At 66.5% G+C, this 14,784-nt stretch carries 13 protein-coding genes; 12 read left to right on the top strand and 1 reads right to left on the bottom strand.

The window, feature by feature from the left end:
- The 4 genes from EEB15_RS32285 to EEB15_RS32270 all read left to right on the top strand — a co-directional run.
- On the top strand, nt 1-167 hold a 167-nt coding region (locus EEB15_RS32285; protein WP_158290298.1), incomplete at its 5' end, for a substrate-binding domain-containing protein.
- A gap of 117 nt (nt 168-284) precedes the next feature.
- On the top strand, nt 285-1,397 hold the full coding sequence (locus tag EEB15_RS32280; protein WP_141514098.1) for a CaiB/BaiF CoA-transferase family protein: 1,113 nt from the start codon (nt 285-287) through the stop codon (nt 1,395-1,397).
- Nucleotides 1,398-1,399: 2 nt separating this feature from the next.
- Nucleotides 1,400-2,548 carry an acyl-CoA dehydrogenase family protein gene (locus EEB15_RS32275; RefSeq protein WP_141514097.1) on the top strand — a complete coding sequence of 383 codons (1,149 nt, stop codon included), beginning with the start codon at nt 1,400-1,402 and terminating at the stop codon, nt 2,546-2,548.
- 34 nt (nt 2,549-2,582) lie between these two features.
- Nucleotides 2,583-3,482 (top strand): SDR family oxidoreductase, encoded by a 900-nt coding sequence (locus tag EEB15_RS32270; RefSeq protein WP_141514096.1) that lies wholly within the window; start codon nt 2,583-2,585, stop codon nt 3,480-3,482.
- 11 nt (nt 3,483-3,493) lie between these two features.
- Here EEB15_RS32270 and EEB15_RS32265 read toward each other — a convergent pair whose 3' ends face one another.
- A complete protein-coding gene (locus EEB15_RS32265; protein WP_141514095.1) occupies nt 3,494-6,181 on the bottom strand; it encodes a LuxR C-terminal-related transcriptional regulator in 2,688 nt (895 codons plus the stop codon).
- Between the two features lie 143 nt (nt 6,182-6,324).
- Between EEB15_RS32265 and EEB15_RS32260 the strand changes: the two genes are divergently transcribed.
- The 8 genes from EEB15_RS32260 to EEB15_RS32225 all read left to right on the top strand — a co-directional run.
- Complete coding sequence (locus tag EEB15_RS32260) at nt 6,325-7,506, top strand: acetyl-CoA C-acetyltransferase (protein ID WP_141514094.1); 1,182 nt, start codon at nt 6,325-6,327, stop codon at nt 7,504-7,506.
- Nucleotides 7,503-8,288, top strand: a complete 786-nt coding sequence (locus tag EEB15_RS32255; protein WP_141514093.1) for an ABC transporter ATP-binding protein — start codon at nt 7,503-7,505, stop codon at nt 8,286-8,288. Before EEB15_RS32260 ends, EEB15_RS32255 begins: the two co-directional genes overlap by 4 nt.
- Nucleotides 8,285-9,001, top strand: a complete 717-nt coding sequence (locus EEB15_RS32250; RefSeq protein WP_141514092.1) for an ABC transporter ATP-binding protein — start codon at nt 8,285-8,287, stop codon at nt 8,999-9,001. Before EEB15_RS32255 ends, EEB15_RS32250 begins: the two co-directional genes overlap by 4 nt.
- Before the next feature lie 11 nt (nt 9,002-9,012).
- Complete coding sequence (locus EEB15_RS32245; protein ID WP_141514091.1) at nt 9,013-9,885, top strand: branched-chain amino acid ABC transporter permease; 873 nt, start codon at nt 9,013-9,015, stop codon at nt 9,883-9,885.
- A 2-nt stretch (nt 9,886-9,887) separates the two neighbouring features.
- Nucleotides 9,888-10,856: a branched-chain amino acid ABC transporter permease gene (locus EEB15_RS32240; RefSeq protein WP_141514090.1), complete on the top strand. Its 969-nt coding sequence runs from the start codon at nt 9,888-9,890 to the stop codon at nt 10,854-10,856.
- Between the two features lie 126 nt (nt 10,857-10,982).
- Nucleotides 10,983-12,209 (top strand): ABC transporter substrate-binding protein, encoded by a 1,227-nt coding sequence (locus tag EEB15_RS32235; RefSeq protein WP_141514089.1) that lies wholly within the window; start codon nt 10,983-10,985, stop codon nt 12,207-12,209.
- 17 nt (nt 12,210-12,226) lie between these two features.
- Nucleotides 12,227-13,870: a 3-(methylthio)propionyl-CoA ligase gene (locus EEB15_RS32230; protein ID WP_141514088.1), complete on the top strand. Its 1,644-nt coding sequence runs from the start codon at nt 12,227-12,229 to the stop codon at nt 13,868-13,870.
- 355 nt (nt 13,871-14,225) lie between these two features.
- The coding region (locus EEB15_RS32225; protein WP_233259715.1) for an ABC transporter substrate-binding protein at nt 14,226-14,784 on the top strand (559 nt) is incomplete at its 3' end.

The raw sequence follows: 14,784 nt of genomic DNA, 5'->3' as shown, positions 1-14,784 counted from the left end.
TGACCGGAAGCGACCAGATGCTGCCGCCGCTGACCACGGTGCGCACGCCGCGCGCCGAGATCGGCACCGCCGCGGCCGGCATGCTGCTGACGCTGATGCGCGGCGAGACTCCGCCTGCCAGCTGCATCGACCTGGGCTACGAGGTGGTGGTGCGACAGAGCACTTGAGGCTCTGGTCGAGCACCAATTCGTCCGAACTGACGACGACGCCGCGCCGCATCGCCCGGATACTGAGCCCGGCTTCTGCGCAGCCGTTGTGGCAAGCGCAGGCACGAAGGAGAGGCGATGGCTGGACCGTTGTCCGGATTCAAAGTGGTCGAACTGGCGGGGCTCGGCCCATGCCCATTCTGCGCGATGGTGCTGGCCGACCTGGGCGCAGATGTGGTTCGGATCACTCGGCCCGGGCCCGTGCTGCAGCCGCAGGACGTGTTGGCGCGCAGCCGCAGCGTGGTGACGTTGGACTTGCGGGAGCCCGCCGCGATCGAGCAGGCCCTTGCCATGGTGGCGCGTGCCGATGCGCTCATCGAAGGCTTTCGGCCGGGCGTTATGGAGCGTCTCAGCCTGGGCCCCGATGCCTGCCACGCGCGAAACCCGCGGCTGGTGTACGGCCGCATGACGGGCTGGGGCCAGACAGGGCCACTCGCCCACGCGGCCGGGCACGACATCAACTACATCGCGATCACCGGCGCCCTGCACGCCATCGGCCCGGCCGGACAGGCCCCTGTGCCGCCGTTGAACTACGTGGGGGATTTTGGCGGCGGCGGGATGCTGCTGGCCGTGGGAATTCTCAGCGCCCTGCTCGAGGCGGCGCGATCCGGGCGCGGGCAAGTGGTCGATGCGGCCATGACGGATGGCGCGTCCCTCCTGTCGGCCATGATGTATGGCTTCAAGGCGAGTGGTCAGTGGAGCAATCAGCGCGGCGACAACGTATTGGACGGCGGCGCATTCTTCTACGGGACCTATGCGTGCGCGGACGGAAAGTACGTCGCCGTCGGGTCGATCGAGCCCCAGTTCTACGCGCTTCTGCGTGATCGCTGCGGCTTGGCGGGTGAAGCGGATTTCGACCGGCAGATGGAACGCGAAGCCTGGCCGCAACTGAGGCAGCGGTTGGGGGCCATGTTCCGCACGCGGCCGCGCATCGAGTGGTGCGCCTTGTTGGAGGGCAGCGATGCCTGCTTCGCCCCGGTTCTCGATTGGGACGAGGCGCCCAGGCACGCGCACAACGTGGCGCGTGAAACCTTCGTCACGCTCGACGGCGTGGTCCAGCCAGCGCCGGCACCCCGGTTCAACCGCACGCCCAACGACCCGCCCCGCACCAGCGCCCCTGCCACCACCGAGGCGGTGCTCGCGCGCTGGAGCGATAACCGACAGCCGCCCTCGAACCCGCGATCCGCCTGACCATGCCCATCACCTTCAAACGTTCCTGGACCGACCCCGACCTCGACCAGTACCGGGACACCGTTGTGCGCTTCATCGAGGAGCACATGGCTCCCGACGACGCGGCGGCGCGCAAGCGCGGGCATGTCGGCCATGACCTGTGGTGCCGTGCCGGCGAGACCGGCCTGCTGTGCACGGACATTCCGGTGGAGTGGGGCGGCGCCGGCGGGGACTTTCGCCATGAGGCCGTGTTCTATGAGGAGATGGCGCGACGCGGTCTCACCGGCATGAACGCGTCGGTCCACGCGATCGTCGCGCACTACCTGCTGAACCACGGCACCGGCGACCAGAAGCAACGTTATCTTCCTCGCATGGCCAGTGGAGAACTGGTGGGCGCCATTGCGATGACGGAGCCCGGCACCGGGTCCGACCTGCAGGGCATTCGGGCGCACGCCGAGCGGGACGGCCCGGGCTGGCGAATCAACGGCGCCAAGACCTTCATTTCCAACGGCATGCTGGCCGGATTGGTGCTGGTGGTGGTGAAGACCGACCCCGGCCAGGCCGCACGAGGCACGTCCATCTTCATTGTCGAGACGAAAAACTGTCCCGGCTATCGCGTAGGACCCTTGCTGGACAAGATGGGGCTGAAAGCGCAGGACACTTCGGAGCTGTTCTTCGACGATGTGCGCGTGGGGCCGCGGCAGTTGCTCGGCGGGCGCGAGGGCCAGGGCTTTCTCCAGCTGATGGCCGACTTGCCCTACGAACGCCTGCTCATCGGCGTCACGGCGTTGGCCGCGATGGAAGGGGCTTACCAGTCCACGCTGTCGTATGTGCGCGAGCGCAAGGCCTTCGGTCAACCCATCGCGCAATTCCAGAACACCAGGTTCAAGCTGGCGGAGATTGCCACCGAAATCCAGGTGGGCCGCGCCTTCGTGGACCGCTGCGTCGAAGACCTGGTGGCGGGCCGACTCGACACGGCGACCGCATCTATGGCCAAGCTGTGGGGTTCCGAAGCGCAGGGCCGCGTGGTGGACGCCTGCGTGCAGCTCTTCGGCGGCTACGGTTACATGAACGAGTACCTGGTGGCGCGCATGTACACCGACGCACGCGTCCAGCGCATCTATGGCGGCACCAGCGAGATCATGAAAGAAGTGATTTCGCGCGCTCTTTGACGACTGAAGAAACCTGAACACCAAGGACATCCCTATGAATCTCGACGATCTGGTCTACAAACCCGGCCTGCTCAAGGCACAGCGCATCCTGGTCACCGGCGGCGGCAGCGGCCTGGGGCGGGTGATGACCGAAGCGATGGCGATGCTGGGCGCGAAGGTGTACATCTGCGGCCGGCGCGGCGGCTTGCTGGAGGAAACCGCGGGCGAGCTGAACGCGGCGCACAGTGCGAACGGCGGCAAGGTGGTGCCACTCACCTGCGACATCCGCGACGACGCGGCCATCCAGGCGATGCTCGACGCCATCTGGCGCGACGGCGGCGCACTCACCGGGCTGGTGAACAATGCGGCGGGCAACTTCGTCAGCCGCACCGAGGACCTGTCGCCGCGAGGCTTCGATGCCGTCGCCAACACCGTGTTCCGCGGCAGCTTCTACATGACCCTGGAATGCGGCAAGCGCTGGCTGGCCGAAGGCCGCAAGGCCTCGGTCGTCTCCATCCTCACCACCTGGGTGTGGAACGGCTCGCCCTTCACTGTGCCATCGGCCATGTCGAAGGCCGGCTTGAACGCCATGACGCAGTCGCTGGCGGTCGAATGGGGCGGACGCGGCATCCGCTTCAATGCCATCGCCCCGGGGTTGTTCCCCACCGAAGGTATGAGTGCGCGCCTGAACCCCGGCGGCGGCGAGCACACGATGGAAGGCAACCCGATGGGGCGCAACGGCCGCATGCCCGAGCTGGCCAACCTCGCGGTGTTCCTCATGGGACCGGGCTCGGAATACCTCAATGGCCAGACCATCGCCATCGACGGTGCGCAATACCAGGCCACCGGCGGCAATTTCTCCAGCCTGGCCTCGTGGACCGATGAAGACTGGCAGCGCGCGCGCCAGAGCATCCAGCAGCGCAACGCGAGCGACCGTAGCCAGCGCGAGGCCTGATGAAGAACGAGCTACGCGATCAGCCCCAGCTTGCGAGCGATGGCCACGGCCTGAGTGCGGCTGTGAGCGCCGAGCTTCATGTTGATGTTGCGCAAGTGGGTGCGCACCGTGCTTAGCGACACGAACAGTTTCTCGGCCATGGCGCTGTTGGAATAGCCTTCGACCAGCAGCTGGAGCGCGCGCAATTCCTTGCGCGTGAGCGGCTCCAGCGCGGCGCCCGGCAGTTCGGCCAACGACTCCGATTCGGTGGGCAGCGGGCCGAAGGCCTGCAGCAGGCGCTGCAGGTAATCGCCCAGCAGCGGGTCGCGTGCCGGCGCGCGCTCGTGCACGGCCTGGAAGCGCTGCACCAGCGCGCCCACGGCAGGGCCTTCGTCCAGCACCAGCCGCATGAAGCCCTCTTGCGACGCGAACTGCATCGCCGTCGCCATGAGCGCCATCGCCGCCGGGGCGTCGCCCATGCGCTGCAGGGCCAGAGCGCGCAGCAGGTGCAGCACCAGAAGGCGCCGCAACCGGCCGCATGCCTTGGCGTGCTGGATCTCCGTGTCCAGCCGGGGCAAGCAGCCGGCCGCGTCGCCAAAGGTGATTTCCCAACGCAGGCGGGCCAGCGCCATGTACTGGATGTCGTGCGAGACCAGCCGCTGGCGCTGCTCGCGCGCCCACAGCGCCGGGTCGTCCGCGCGCAGCAGCTCCTCGTGCGCGGCCGGGCCATTGCCCTGCAGCATGAGCAGCCGCGCGCGTTCCAGCTTGGCGGCCGCCGCCACGCGCGGCAGCTTGCGCTGGCTGCCCAGATACTCCAGCTCGGTCAGGGCCAGGCTGGCCGCGTCCACGTCGCCATTGATGAAGGCGATGCGCGAGCGCATGGCGTGGCTCTCGATCATGTGGTCCGGTAGGCCCACGTCGCGCGCCAGGGGCAGGTACACGTTGAGCAGGTGATCGGCCTGGTCGATCTGGTTGGCCTCATAGACCACACTGGCGTAGAACACGCCGGCCCAGGCATTGCCGTGCGTGTGACGCAAGTTCACCGCGTGCGTCGCATCCACCGCCAGACGAAAACGCGCCGTCGCGTGGCGCAGCCGCCCCTGCAGCAGATCCAGCAGGCCTTCGGTCGATTCGCTGTACATGCGGTGGAAGGTGCCGCTGCCGCTGTGCTGCCGCCGCGCGGCGTCCAGCAGTTGCTGTGCTTCGCGCGGCTGCCCCGACAACACCGTGAGGTGGGCCATGGCGTTGAGCAGCGTGGTGTCTGGGAAGTCGTGGCCGGTGGGCAGCCGCTGCAGCGCCTCATGCCCGACCTCCAGCGCTTCCTCGTTGCGGTCCTGCATGGCCAGCAGCATGGGCCGCATGCCGTTGGCGTGCGCGCGCAGGAAAGGGTCTTCGCTGTTGCGCAAGCCCGAACGCTCCAGCATGTCCATCGCGTCCCAGGCGCCGTGCGTGAAGCCGGCCGCCCAGATATTGATCATTTCCAGCCGCGGGTGCTGCCGCAGTTGCGTGGCCGGCAGGCTGCCGAACCAGCGCGATAACAGGCGCATGCGGCCTGCGCCCAGAAAGTTTTCGGCCTGGCCCTGCAGCAGCTGCATGGCATGGGGAAAGTCGCCGCCCTCGATGGCGTGGTCGATAGCCGGCACCGGCCGGCCCTCGGATTCGTACCAGCCCGAAGCGCCAAGGTGCAGCCGCGCCACTTCTTCGGGGTGCTCGCGTTCCAGCCGCGTGCGCAGGTAATCGGCGAACAGGCTGTGGTAGCGCCACGTCGGCTGTTCGCCAGCCACCGGCGTCAGGAACAGGTGATCCGCATCCAGCTGCTCCAGAATGGCCGCGCAGTCCGCGCGCGGGTTGAGCGCGGCACAGACGGAGGCGTCCAGCTGCCGCAGCAAGCTGGTGCGCAGCAGAAAGCGGCGGATGTGCGCGGGCTGGTTGGCCAGCACATCTTCGGCCAGGTAGTCGGCCACGCCGCGGTCCGAACCGGAGAACCGGTCGATGAAGTCGCCCGGGTCGGCGGTGCGGTCCAGGGCCATCGAGGCGAGCCACAGCGCGGCCACCCATCCCTCGGTCTTCTGGTGTAGCCGGAACAGCTGGCCAGCCGTCAGCGTGTAGGCCTTGCTTCGCTGTTCGAAAAAGCTGAGCGCGTCCTCCAGGCTGAAGCGCAGGCGGGCGGCCTCGATCTCCACCAGCAAGCCGCGCACCCGCAAGCGCGCCAACCCCAGCTGCGGCAGGCTGCGCGAGCCGATCACCAGATGGCCGCCGCGCGGCAGGTGATCGGCTATTTCGCGCACCAGGCCCAGCACGGCGGCTTCCTGCACCGCTTCGAGTTCATCGAGAAACAGCGCGAATGAAGCATCCGTACGCGTGAGGGCGCTCACGGCGTCCGTCCCGGCGCTGCCGATTCCTAGCCGGGCCACTGCCTCGTCCAGGCAGCTCATGAAGCGTGACACGTCGTTGTCCGCGCGGTCCAGGGCCAGCCACACGGTGGGCACGCCAGCGTCTTCCAAGCGGTTGCGCGCCTGCATCATGGCCGTGGTTTTGCCAAAGCCCGCCGGCGCACTGACCAGCACCAACTGGCCGGCGGCACGGCAGATGGTGTCGCACAGATTCTGGCGCAGCACCTGCGCCGCCACAGGGGCGGGCGGGTTGAACTTGCTGTCCAGGCCTGAGGTAACGAGCGGTGGTCGGCTGGAGTCGCGGCCGGCGGGGGAAGAGGGTGGCATGCGTGAGTTCATTGTCCATGCACCGCCAGGCTTTCGGCATCGCTGACTGTCACATCGCCCAAAATCGTCAGTTCGGACGAAGCCGGGCGAAGGGGGGCGGCGAAAAATAGCCGGCTAGCCCACCTTCAGAAAAGTCCCTGTCAATGTCCGAAGCCTTTATCGTCGCCGCCACCCGCACTGCAGGCGGCCGTCGCGCAGGCCGCCTCTCCGGCTGGCACCCGGTGGACCTGGCGGCTCAGGTGCTCAATGCGCTGGTCGAGCGTGCCGATGCCGATCCGGCGCTGATCGAGGACGTGTTCATGGGCAGCGTCAGCCAGGTGGGCGAGCAGTCCACCAATGTGGCGCGCAACGCCGTGCTGGCCTCCCGGTTGCCCGAGTCGGTGCCCGGCACGTCGATCGACCGGCAATGCGGCTCGTCGCAGCAGGCCGTGCACTTCGCGGCGCAGGCCGTGATGTCGGGCGCAATGGACATCGTCATCGCCGCAGGCGTCGAGTCGATGACGCGCGTGCCCATGTTCAGTCCCAGCGCGCTGGCGCACAAGGCCGGCCTGGGTGTCTACCAAAGCCCGGCCATCGACAAGCGCTACAACTACGCGGCGTTCAGCCAGTTCAAGGGCGCCGAGATGTTGGCCAAGAAATACGGCTTGTCCAAGGAGGCACTCGACCGTTACGCGCTCCAGAGCCACCAGCGCGCCGTGGCGGCCACCGAGGACGGCGCGTTCAAGGACGAAATCCTGCCGGTGCCTGTGCGAGGCGGCCCCGGGGGCGAGCCGACGTGCGAGATGCACACGGCCGATGAGGGCATCCGTTTCGACGCCACGCTGGAGAGCGTCCAGGGCGTGAAGCTGTTGCAGGAAGGCGGCGTCATTACCGCGGCCAATGCCAGCCAGATCTGCGACGGCGCCTCCGGCGTGCTGGTGGTCAATGAGCGCGGCCTGAAAACCCTCAATGCCAAGCCGCTGGCCCGCATCCACCACATGACCGTGATCGGCCATGACCCGGTGATCATGCTGGAGGCTCCGATTTTGGCCACCGAGCGCGCGCTGAGGAAGGCCGGCATGAACATCGCCGATATCGACTTGTACGAGGTGAACGAAGCCTTCGCGTCCGTGCCGCTGGCCTGGCTGAAGGCGCTGGGTGCTGACGCCGACCGCATCAACGTGAACGGCGGCGCCATCGCGCTGGGCCATCCGCTGGGCGCCTCAGGAACCAAGCTGATGACCACGCTGATCCATGCGCTGGGCCAGCGCGGCAAGCGCTACGGCCTGCAGACCATGTGCGAAGGCGGCGGCATGGCCAACGTCACCCTCATCGAACGGCTGTGAAGCCGTCCGACACCCTGCTGTGCATCGACGGCGTGACGGTCCGCTTTGGCGGCATCGTCGCGTTGGACGACGTGTCGTTCGACGTACGGCGCGGCGAGGTCTGCGCGCTGATCGGCCCCAACGGCGCCGGCAAGAGCACGCTGTTCAACTGCCTGTCCCGGCTGTACGAGTGCAACGCGGGCGCCATCGCTTTCGACGGCCATACGCTCACCCGCTTGCCGCGCCACCGCATGGCGGGCATCGGCATCGGCCGCACTTTCCAGAACCTGGCGCTGTTTCGCAGCATGACCGTGCGCGACAACGTGCTGGTGGGTTGCCACAGTCGGCACCACGCCGGCTTCCTGCGCAATGCCTTCAAGCTGGGCGTGGCGCGCATCGAGTCGGCGGCGCTCGCGCGTGCCGATGAACTCATCGGCTTCATGGGCCTGCAGGCGCAGGCCCAGTGCATCGTGGGCGACTTGCCTTTCGGCACGCAAAAGCGCGTGGAACTGGCGCGCGCCCTGGCTTGCAGCCCCAAGCTGCTGCTGCTGGACGAACCGGCTTGCGGCCTCAACCACGAGGAACTGCACAGCCTGGGCGAGCTTATCCGCGACATCCGCGATCGCCTGCACATCACGGTGCTGCTGGTCGAGCACCACATGGGCCTGGTGATGGGCATTTCAGACCGCGTGGTGGCGCTGAACTTCGGCAAGAAGATCGCCGAGGGCACGCCGGCCGAGGTGCGGGCGCATCCCGAAGTGATCCGCGCCTACCTGGGCGAAGCCGAAGAGGAACCGATATGACTCCGCTGCTGGAAGTGCGCGGGCTGCACGCTCGCTATGGCAACACCCGGGTGCTGCACGGGCTGGACCTGGAGGTTGCCGAAGGCCAGGTCACCGCACTGCTGGGTGCCAACGGCGCGGGCAAGACGACCACCTTGCGGGCGCTGTGCCAGGCCATGGTGCAGGCCACCGGCAGCATCCGGCTGGCCGGCGATGAGTTGCTGGGCCGCTCCACCGAGCAGATCGCACGCGCCGGTGTCGGCCACGTGCCGGACGGCCGCGGCACCTTCATGGGGCTGACCACGCAGGAGAACCTGCGCCTGGGGTCCTATTCCCGCGCCAGCCGCGAGGGTGTGGCCCAGGACCTGGAGCGCGTCTACAACTACTTTCCCCGCTTGCGCGAGCGGGCCGCGCAGCAGGCCGGAACGCTCTCCGGCGGAGAGCAGCAGATGCTGGCCATCGGCCGCGCGCTGATGGGCCGGCCGCGCCTGCTGCTGCTGGACGAGCCCTCCTTCGGCCTGGCCCCGCTGGTGGTGAAGGACATCTTCTCCATCATGCGGCGCATCAACCAGGAGGAGCGCGTGTCCATCCTGCTGGTGGAGCAGAACGCGCGGCTGGCGCTGCAACTGGCCGACACGGCCTACCTGCTAGAGACGGGCCGGGTGCTGCTGAGCGGGCCATCGGCCGAGATGAAACGCAACGACGCGGTCCGCCGTGCCTACCTGGGTGAATAGGAGCCGAGCGCATGTCTGAATTCCTGCAGCAGTTGCTGGCGGGCCTGGCCACCGGCGGCATCTACGCCAGCGTGGCGCTGGCGCTGGTGATGATTTACCAGGCGACGCACCACATCAACTTCGCGCAAGGCGAGATGGCGATGTTCTCCACGTTCATCGCCTGGAGCCTGATGCAGGCGGGCCTGCCGTACTGGGGGGCTTTCGCGGCCACGGTGGTCCTGTCGTTCGTGCTGGCGGCGGCGATCGAGTTGGCGGTGATTCGCCCCATGCAGCGCGCGCCCGAACTCTCCGTGGTGGTGGTCTTCATCGGCCTGCTGGTCATCTTCCATAGCCTGGCGGGCTGGATCTTCGGCTACACGGTCAAACGCTTTCCCAGCCCGTTCCCGTCCAATGCCTGGTACGCGTCGGAGCTGATGTCGGCGCACCAGGTCGGCGCCATCTTCGTCGCACTGGTGATGGTGGCGCTGCTGTTCTCCTTCTTCCGCTTCACACCGCTGGGGCTGGCAATGCGCGCGGCCGCGCAGAACCCCGCCTCGTCGCGCCTGGTGGGCATCAGCGTGGGCCGCATGCTGATGCTGGGCTGGGGGCTGGCGGGCGCCATCGGCGCGGTGGCCGGGATGATGGTCGCGCCGGTGGTGTTCCTCGATCCGCACATGATGACCGGGGTGCTGCTGTATGCGTTTGCCGGCGCCTTGATCGGCGGTATCGACAGCCCGGTGGGCGCCGTGCTGGGCGGCTTCATCGTCGGCATGCTGGAAAACCTGATGGGCGCCTATGTGGTGGGCACGGAGCTCAAGCTATCGGTGGCGCTGGCGCTCATCGTCGGCGTGCTGATCGTGCGGCCCTCCGGGCTGATGGGCCGCCGCCTGGTCACGCGGGTTTGAGCATGAACCTCTCGCGCCTGGCGCTGCCCCATTGGGCCTGGGTCGTGCCGCTGATCGCGGTGGCGGCCGCCCTGGCTTTCGTATTCAAGGGCTACCACCTGTTCCAGGGCACCATGGTGCTGGCCTATGCCATCGCCTTGCTGGGGCTCAACATGCTGACCGGCTACAACGGCCAGATCTCGCTGGGCCACGGCGCCTTCTTCGCGCTGGGCGCCTACACCGCCGCCATCCTGATGGAGCACGCGGGCGCACCGTACTGGGCGACGGTGCCGGCCGCCGGGGCCGTGTGCCTGGTCATCGGCTACCTGTTCGGTCGGCCCGCGCTCAAGCTCGAGGGGCTGTACCTGGCGCTGGCCACCTTCGCGCTGGGCGTGGCCATGCCGCAGTTGCTGAAGTACAAGCACCTGGAGGCCTGGACAGGCGGCGTGCAGGGCATCGTCCTGATGAAGCCCGATGCGCCGTTCGGCCTGCCGCTGTCGCAGGACCAGTGGCTTTACCTGTTCGCGCTGGCGGTGACGGTGATGATGTTCGTCATCGCACACAACCTGCTGCAAAGCGGCACCGGCCGCGCCATGCGGGCGATCCGCGACCACGCCTTGGCCGCCGAGGCCATGGGCGTGGACAACCGGCACTACAAGTCGATGACCTTCGGTGTCTCGGCCGCCTACACCGGCGTGGGTGGCGCCCTGTCCGCCATCGCCGTGCAGTTCGTCTCGCCCGATTCATTCACGCTGTTCCTGTCGATCTCGCTGCTGGTGGGCATCGTCGTGGGCGGCGTGGGCACGCTGTGGGGCGCACTGTTCGGGGCCGTCTTCATCATGTTCGTGCCGAACCTGGCCGAGAAGGTATCGAAGGCCGCGCCCTGGGCGGTGTACGGCCTGGTACTGATCGCCGTGATTTACGTCATGCCCGGCGGCGTGGTGGGCCTGCTGCGGCGGGTGCACGGCTTCATAAAACGCAGCGCGCGCTAACGGTTGATGTCGGCGATGCCGCGCTCACGTCCGACCAATATCGTCACTTCAGACGATGTTGCGACAGGGCCATCTTCCTACGATGGTTTGGTCCGAACCCCCATGAAAAAGACCAGGAGACCTGCCATGACCCAACCCATCGACGCCAGCCTGCGCCGCTCCCTCCGACTCGGTGCCGGCCTGCTGCTGGCAAGCGCGCTGCCACTGTCCGTGCGTGCCCAGAAGAAGTACGACCCGGGCGCGACCGACACCGAGATCAGGCTGGGCAACCTCATGCCGTATTCCGGCCCGGCTTCAGCCTACGGCACCCTCGGCAAGGCCATGGCGGCGTACTTCGACAAGGCCAATGCCGCTGGCGGCATCAATGGGCGCAAGGTCAACTTCATCACGCTGGACGACGCCTACAACCCGGCCAAGTCCGTGGAGCAGACCCGCAAACTGGTCGAGCAAGACGAAGTGCTGCTGATGTTCGCGTCGCTGGGGACCGCGCACAACATGGCGACGCAGCGATACCTGAACGCCAAGAAGGTGCCGCAACTGTTCGTCAACACCGGTGCCACGCGTTTCGGCGACCCGAAGAACTTTCCCTGGACCATGGGTTGGCAGCCCACCTACCAGGCCGAGGGTCGGCTCTACGCCAGGCACATCATGCAGACCAAGCCGAACGCCAAAGTCGCCGTGCTGATGCAGAACGACGACTTCGGCAAGGACTACATGAAGGGGCTGGTGGACGGCCTGGGCGACAAGGGAAAAACGATGATCGTCTCGCACCTCACGCACGAGGTGACCGATCCCACCATCGACAGCCAGCTGGTCAGCTTCAAGGCCACGGGCGCCGATGTGTTCGTCATCATCACCACGCCCAAGTTCGCGGCGCAGGCCCTGCGCAAGACGGCCGAGATCGGCTGGAAGCCGACGCAATACCTGGTCAGCGTTTCGCAGTCCATGAGCTCGGTGCTCAAGCCCGCGGGGCTGGAGAACGCAGTGGGGGTGATCTCCTCCACCTACATCGTCACGCCGTCGGATCCGGCCGCCGCCGGCAACAAGGAAGTGGCGGAGTACGTCGCCACGATGAAGCAGTTCTATCCGGGCGGCGATCCGGACGACTCGCTCAACGCGATCGGATATTCCATGGCTGCCACGATGGTGCAGGTACTGCGCCAGGCCGGCGACAACCTCACACGCGAGAACGTGATGAAGCAGGCCGCCAGCCTCAGCTTCATCCCGCCCATGCTGTACCCCGGTATCGAAGTGAAGACCTCCGCCGACGACTTTTCCCCGATCGCCAAGAAAGTGCTGCAGCGCTTCAATGGCAAGGCGTACGAAGCCATCGGCGCGGCGATCAGCGGCTGAACCTGGAGAAAAAAACCATGCAAGGATTGATGCAAGACCGGCCGCTGCTCATCTCGTCGCTGATCGAGCACGCCGCCACCTTTCACCCCCACACCGAAATCGTCTCGCGCCTGCCGGAGGGGCAGGTGCACCGCACCACCTGGCAAGGCATCTGCCTGCGCTCGCGGCAAGTGGCCAACGCGCTGCGCCAGCTCGGCATCCGGCAGGGTGACCGCGTCGGCACGCTGGCGTGGAACTCCTACCGCCACCTGGCGCTGTATTACGGCGTTTCTGGCAGCGGCGCAGTGCTGCACACGGTGAACCCGAGGCTGTTTCCCGAGCAGATCGACTACATCGTCAACCATGCCGAGGACCAGGTGCTGCTCTTCGACATCAACTTCGCCAAGCTGGTGGAGCAGCTGGCACCGTCGCTGAAGTCGGTGCGGGCGTTCATTGCCCTGACCGATAGGGCGCACATGCCGGACATCCAGGTTCCCAACCTGCTGTGTTTCGATGAGTTGGCGGATGCGCAGCCCACCGAGTACGCCTGGCCGGAGTTCGACGAGCGCAGCGCGTCGTCGCTGTGCTACACCTCGGGCACCACCGGCAATCCCAAAGGTGTGATGTACACGCACCGATCGACCGTGCTGCACTCCCTGATGGCGCTGGTGCCTGACACCTTCGGCCTCAGTGCATCCGAGACGCTGCTGCTGATCGTGCCGATGTTTCACGCCAACGCCTGGGGTACGCCCTACGCGGCCGCAATGGTCGGAGCCAAGCTGGTGCTGCCCGGCCCCTACATGGACGGCGAGAGCGTTTATGCGCTACTGCGAGACGAGCGGGTGTCTTTCTCGCTAGGGGTGCCCACCGTCTGGATGATGCTGTTCCAGTACCTGGACCAGCATCCCGAGCTGGACCCGAAAACGCTTGGCGTGCGGCGCATTCTTATCGGTGGTGCCGCCGTACCCCGTGCGATGCTGGAGCGCTTCGAGCAGACCTTCGGTGCGGAAGTAATGCAGGGCTGGGGCATGACCGAGACCAGCCCGATCGGCGTCGTCAGCAAGCTGCTGCCCAAGCATGCCGCGCTGGGCGGCGAAGAGCTGGTCAAGATCAAGCTCAAGCAGGGGCGTGGCGTCTGGGGTGTTGAACTCAAGATCGTGGACGCCGAAGGCAAGGCGCTGCCGTGGGACGGCGTGGCCTTCGGCCACTTGCATGTGCGCGGTCCCTGGATCGCCGCGGGCTACTTCCGGGGCGAGGGTGGCGAGGTGCTGGACGCCGAGGGGTTTTTTCCGACCGGCGACGTGGCCACGATCGATCCGGACGGCTACCTGCAGTTGGTGGACCGCGCCAAAGACGTCATCAAGTCCGGCGGCGAATGGATATCGTCCATCGACGTCGAGAACGCGGCGGCGTCGCACCCCGGTGTGGCCGAGGCCGCGGTGATCGGCGTCGCCCACCCCAAATGGCAGGAGCGCCCGCTGCTGCTGGTGGTGCGCCGCCCCGGCACCGCGGTGACCAAGTTCGAAGTGCTGGATTACCTGGGAAAACGGATCGCCAAGTGGTGGCTGCCCGACGAGGTGCTGTTCGTTGACACTCTGCCGCACACGGCCACGGGCAAGTTGCTGAAGACCAAGCTGCGCGAGAGCTATCGCGACTATCAGTTGCCGAGCGCCCGTCCCTGAATCAGCCCTTTCGTCATCCTTCGAGCCGTGCCAGCAAGAAGTCGCTGGCACGCGCGATGGCGACCTTGCTTTCGGGTGCGAGGGGGATGACGGCTGGATGCGCATGGGGCATCCCTTCATAAACGTCGAGCACAGCGTCATGCCCGCCGGAGCGGATCGCCGGAAGGCCAGGGTTTGCGCGGACTGAGGCAGTACCACGCATTCGCCTAGGGGTTAACCCGAAAATCGGCAAATTCATCTTTGTATTTGAAGCGCTTCATATTAGACTTTGTCTTGTGTGACCACAGCAATAGTGTCAGATATTTAGATTCTTTCTTGAATCGCTTCATTTAATTCAACTCTACAGGAGTTATCCGTGCCACGTTTCATCAAACGCTTCGCTACAGCCCTCGCCAGTGCCTCGGTCCTGGCACTCGCAGCGGCCGGCCCTGCACACGCGCAGGAAATCAGGATCGGTGCCCTCTATCCCCTTAGCGGCGGGCTCGCGCTGCTCGGCGAGGAGAGCTTTCGCGGAACAGAGATCGCCATCGCGGAGCGCAACGCTGCCGGTGGCATCAACGGTCAGAAGATCACATTGGTGAAGGCCGATGCGGTGGACGCCAACCAGGCCGTGGGGGAGGCGAGACGCCTGACTTCGGTCGAGAACGTGGTGGCAGTGTTCGGAAGCTATGCGTCCGGCGTCTCCTCGGCAGCCACGCAGGTCACCGAATTGGCTGGCGTGCCTTACTTCGAGCTGGGCGCTGTGGCTGACACGATCACGGGCCGTGGTTTCAAGTACGTCTTCCGCAGCAACTCGACGGCCAAGACCTTTGCCAGCCGCAGCGTCGAGTCCATCGTCCAGGTTGTTGCGCCTTCCCTCAAGGCCGATCCGAAGAGCCTGAAGATCGCCATCGTTTACGAAGACGGCCCTTACG

This window comes from Ramlibacter sp. WS9 (assembly GCF_003797765.1).
Taxonomy (GTDB): Bacteria; Pseudomonadota; Gammaproteobacteria; order Burkholderiales; family Burkholderiaceae_C; genus Ramlibacter.
This window is presented reverse-complemented; position numbering and strand designations above follow the sequence as displayed.

What these genes read in the sequence shown, in the direction of transcription:
- EEB15_RS32280 (WP_141514098.1), top strand. Translation starts at nt 285, where the DNA reads ATGGCTGGACCGTTGTCCGGATTCAAAGTGGTCGAACTGGCGGGGCTC.
- EEB15_RS32275 (WP_141514097.1), top strand. Translation starts at nt 1,400, where the DNA reads ATGCCCATCACCTTCAAACGTTCCTGGACCGACCCCGACCTCGACCAG.
- EEB15_RS32270 (WP_141514096.1), top strand. Translation starts at nt 2,583, where the DNA reads ATGAATCTCGACGATCTGGTCTACAAACCCGGCCTGCTCAAGGCACAG.
- EEB15_RS32265 (WP_141514095.1), bottom strand. Translation starts at nt 6,181, where the DNA reads ATGCCACCCTCTTCCCCCGCCGGCCGCGACTCCAGCCGACCACCGCTC.
- EEB15_RS32260 (WP_141514094.1), top strand. Translation starts at nt 6,325, where the DNA reads ATGTCCGAAGCCTTTATCGTCGCCGCCACCCGCACTGCAGGCGGCCGT.
- EEB15_RS32250 (WP_141514092.1), top strand. Translation starts at nt 8,285, where the DNA reads ATGACTCCGCTGCTGGAAGTGCGCGGGCTGCACGCTCGCTATGGCAAC.
- EEB15_RS32245 (WP_141514091.1), top strand. Translation starts at nt 9,013, where the DNA reads ATGTCTGAATTCCTGCAGCAGTTGCTGGCGGGCCTGGCCACCGGCGGC.
- EEB15_RS32240 (WP_141514090.1), top strand. Translation starts at nt 9,888, where the DNA reads ATGAACCTCTCGCGCCTGGCGCTGCCCCATTGGGCCTGGGTCGTGCCG.
- EEB15_RS32235 (WP_141514089.1), top strand. Translation starts at nt 10,983, where the DNA reads ATGACCCAACCCATCGACGCCAGCCTGCGCCGCTCCCTCCGACTCGGT.
- EEB15_RS32230 (WP_141514088.1), top strand. Translation starts at nt 12,227, where the DNA reads ATGCAAGGATTGATGCAAGACCGGCCGCTGCTCATCTCGTCGCTGATC.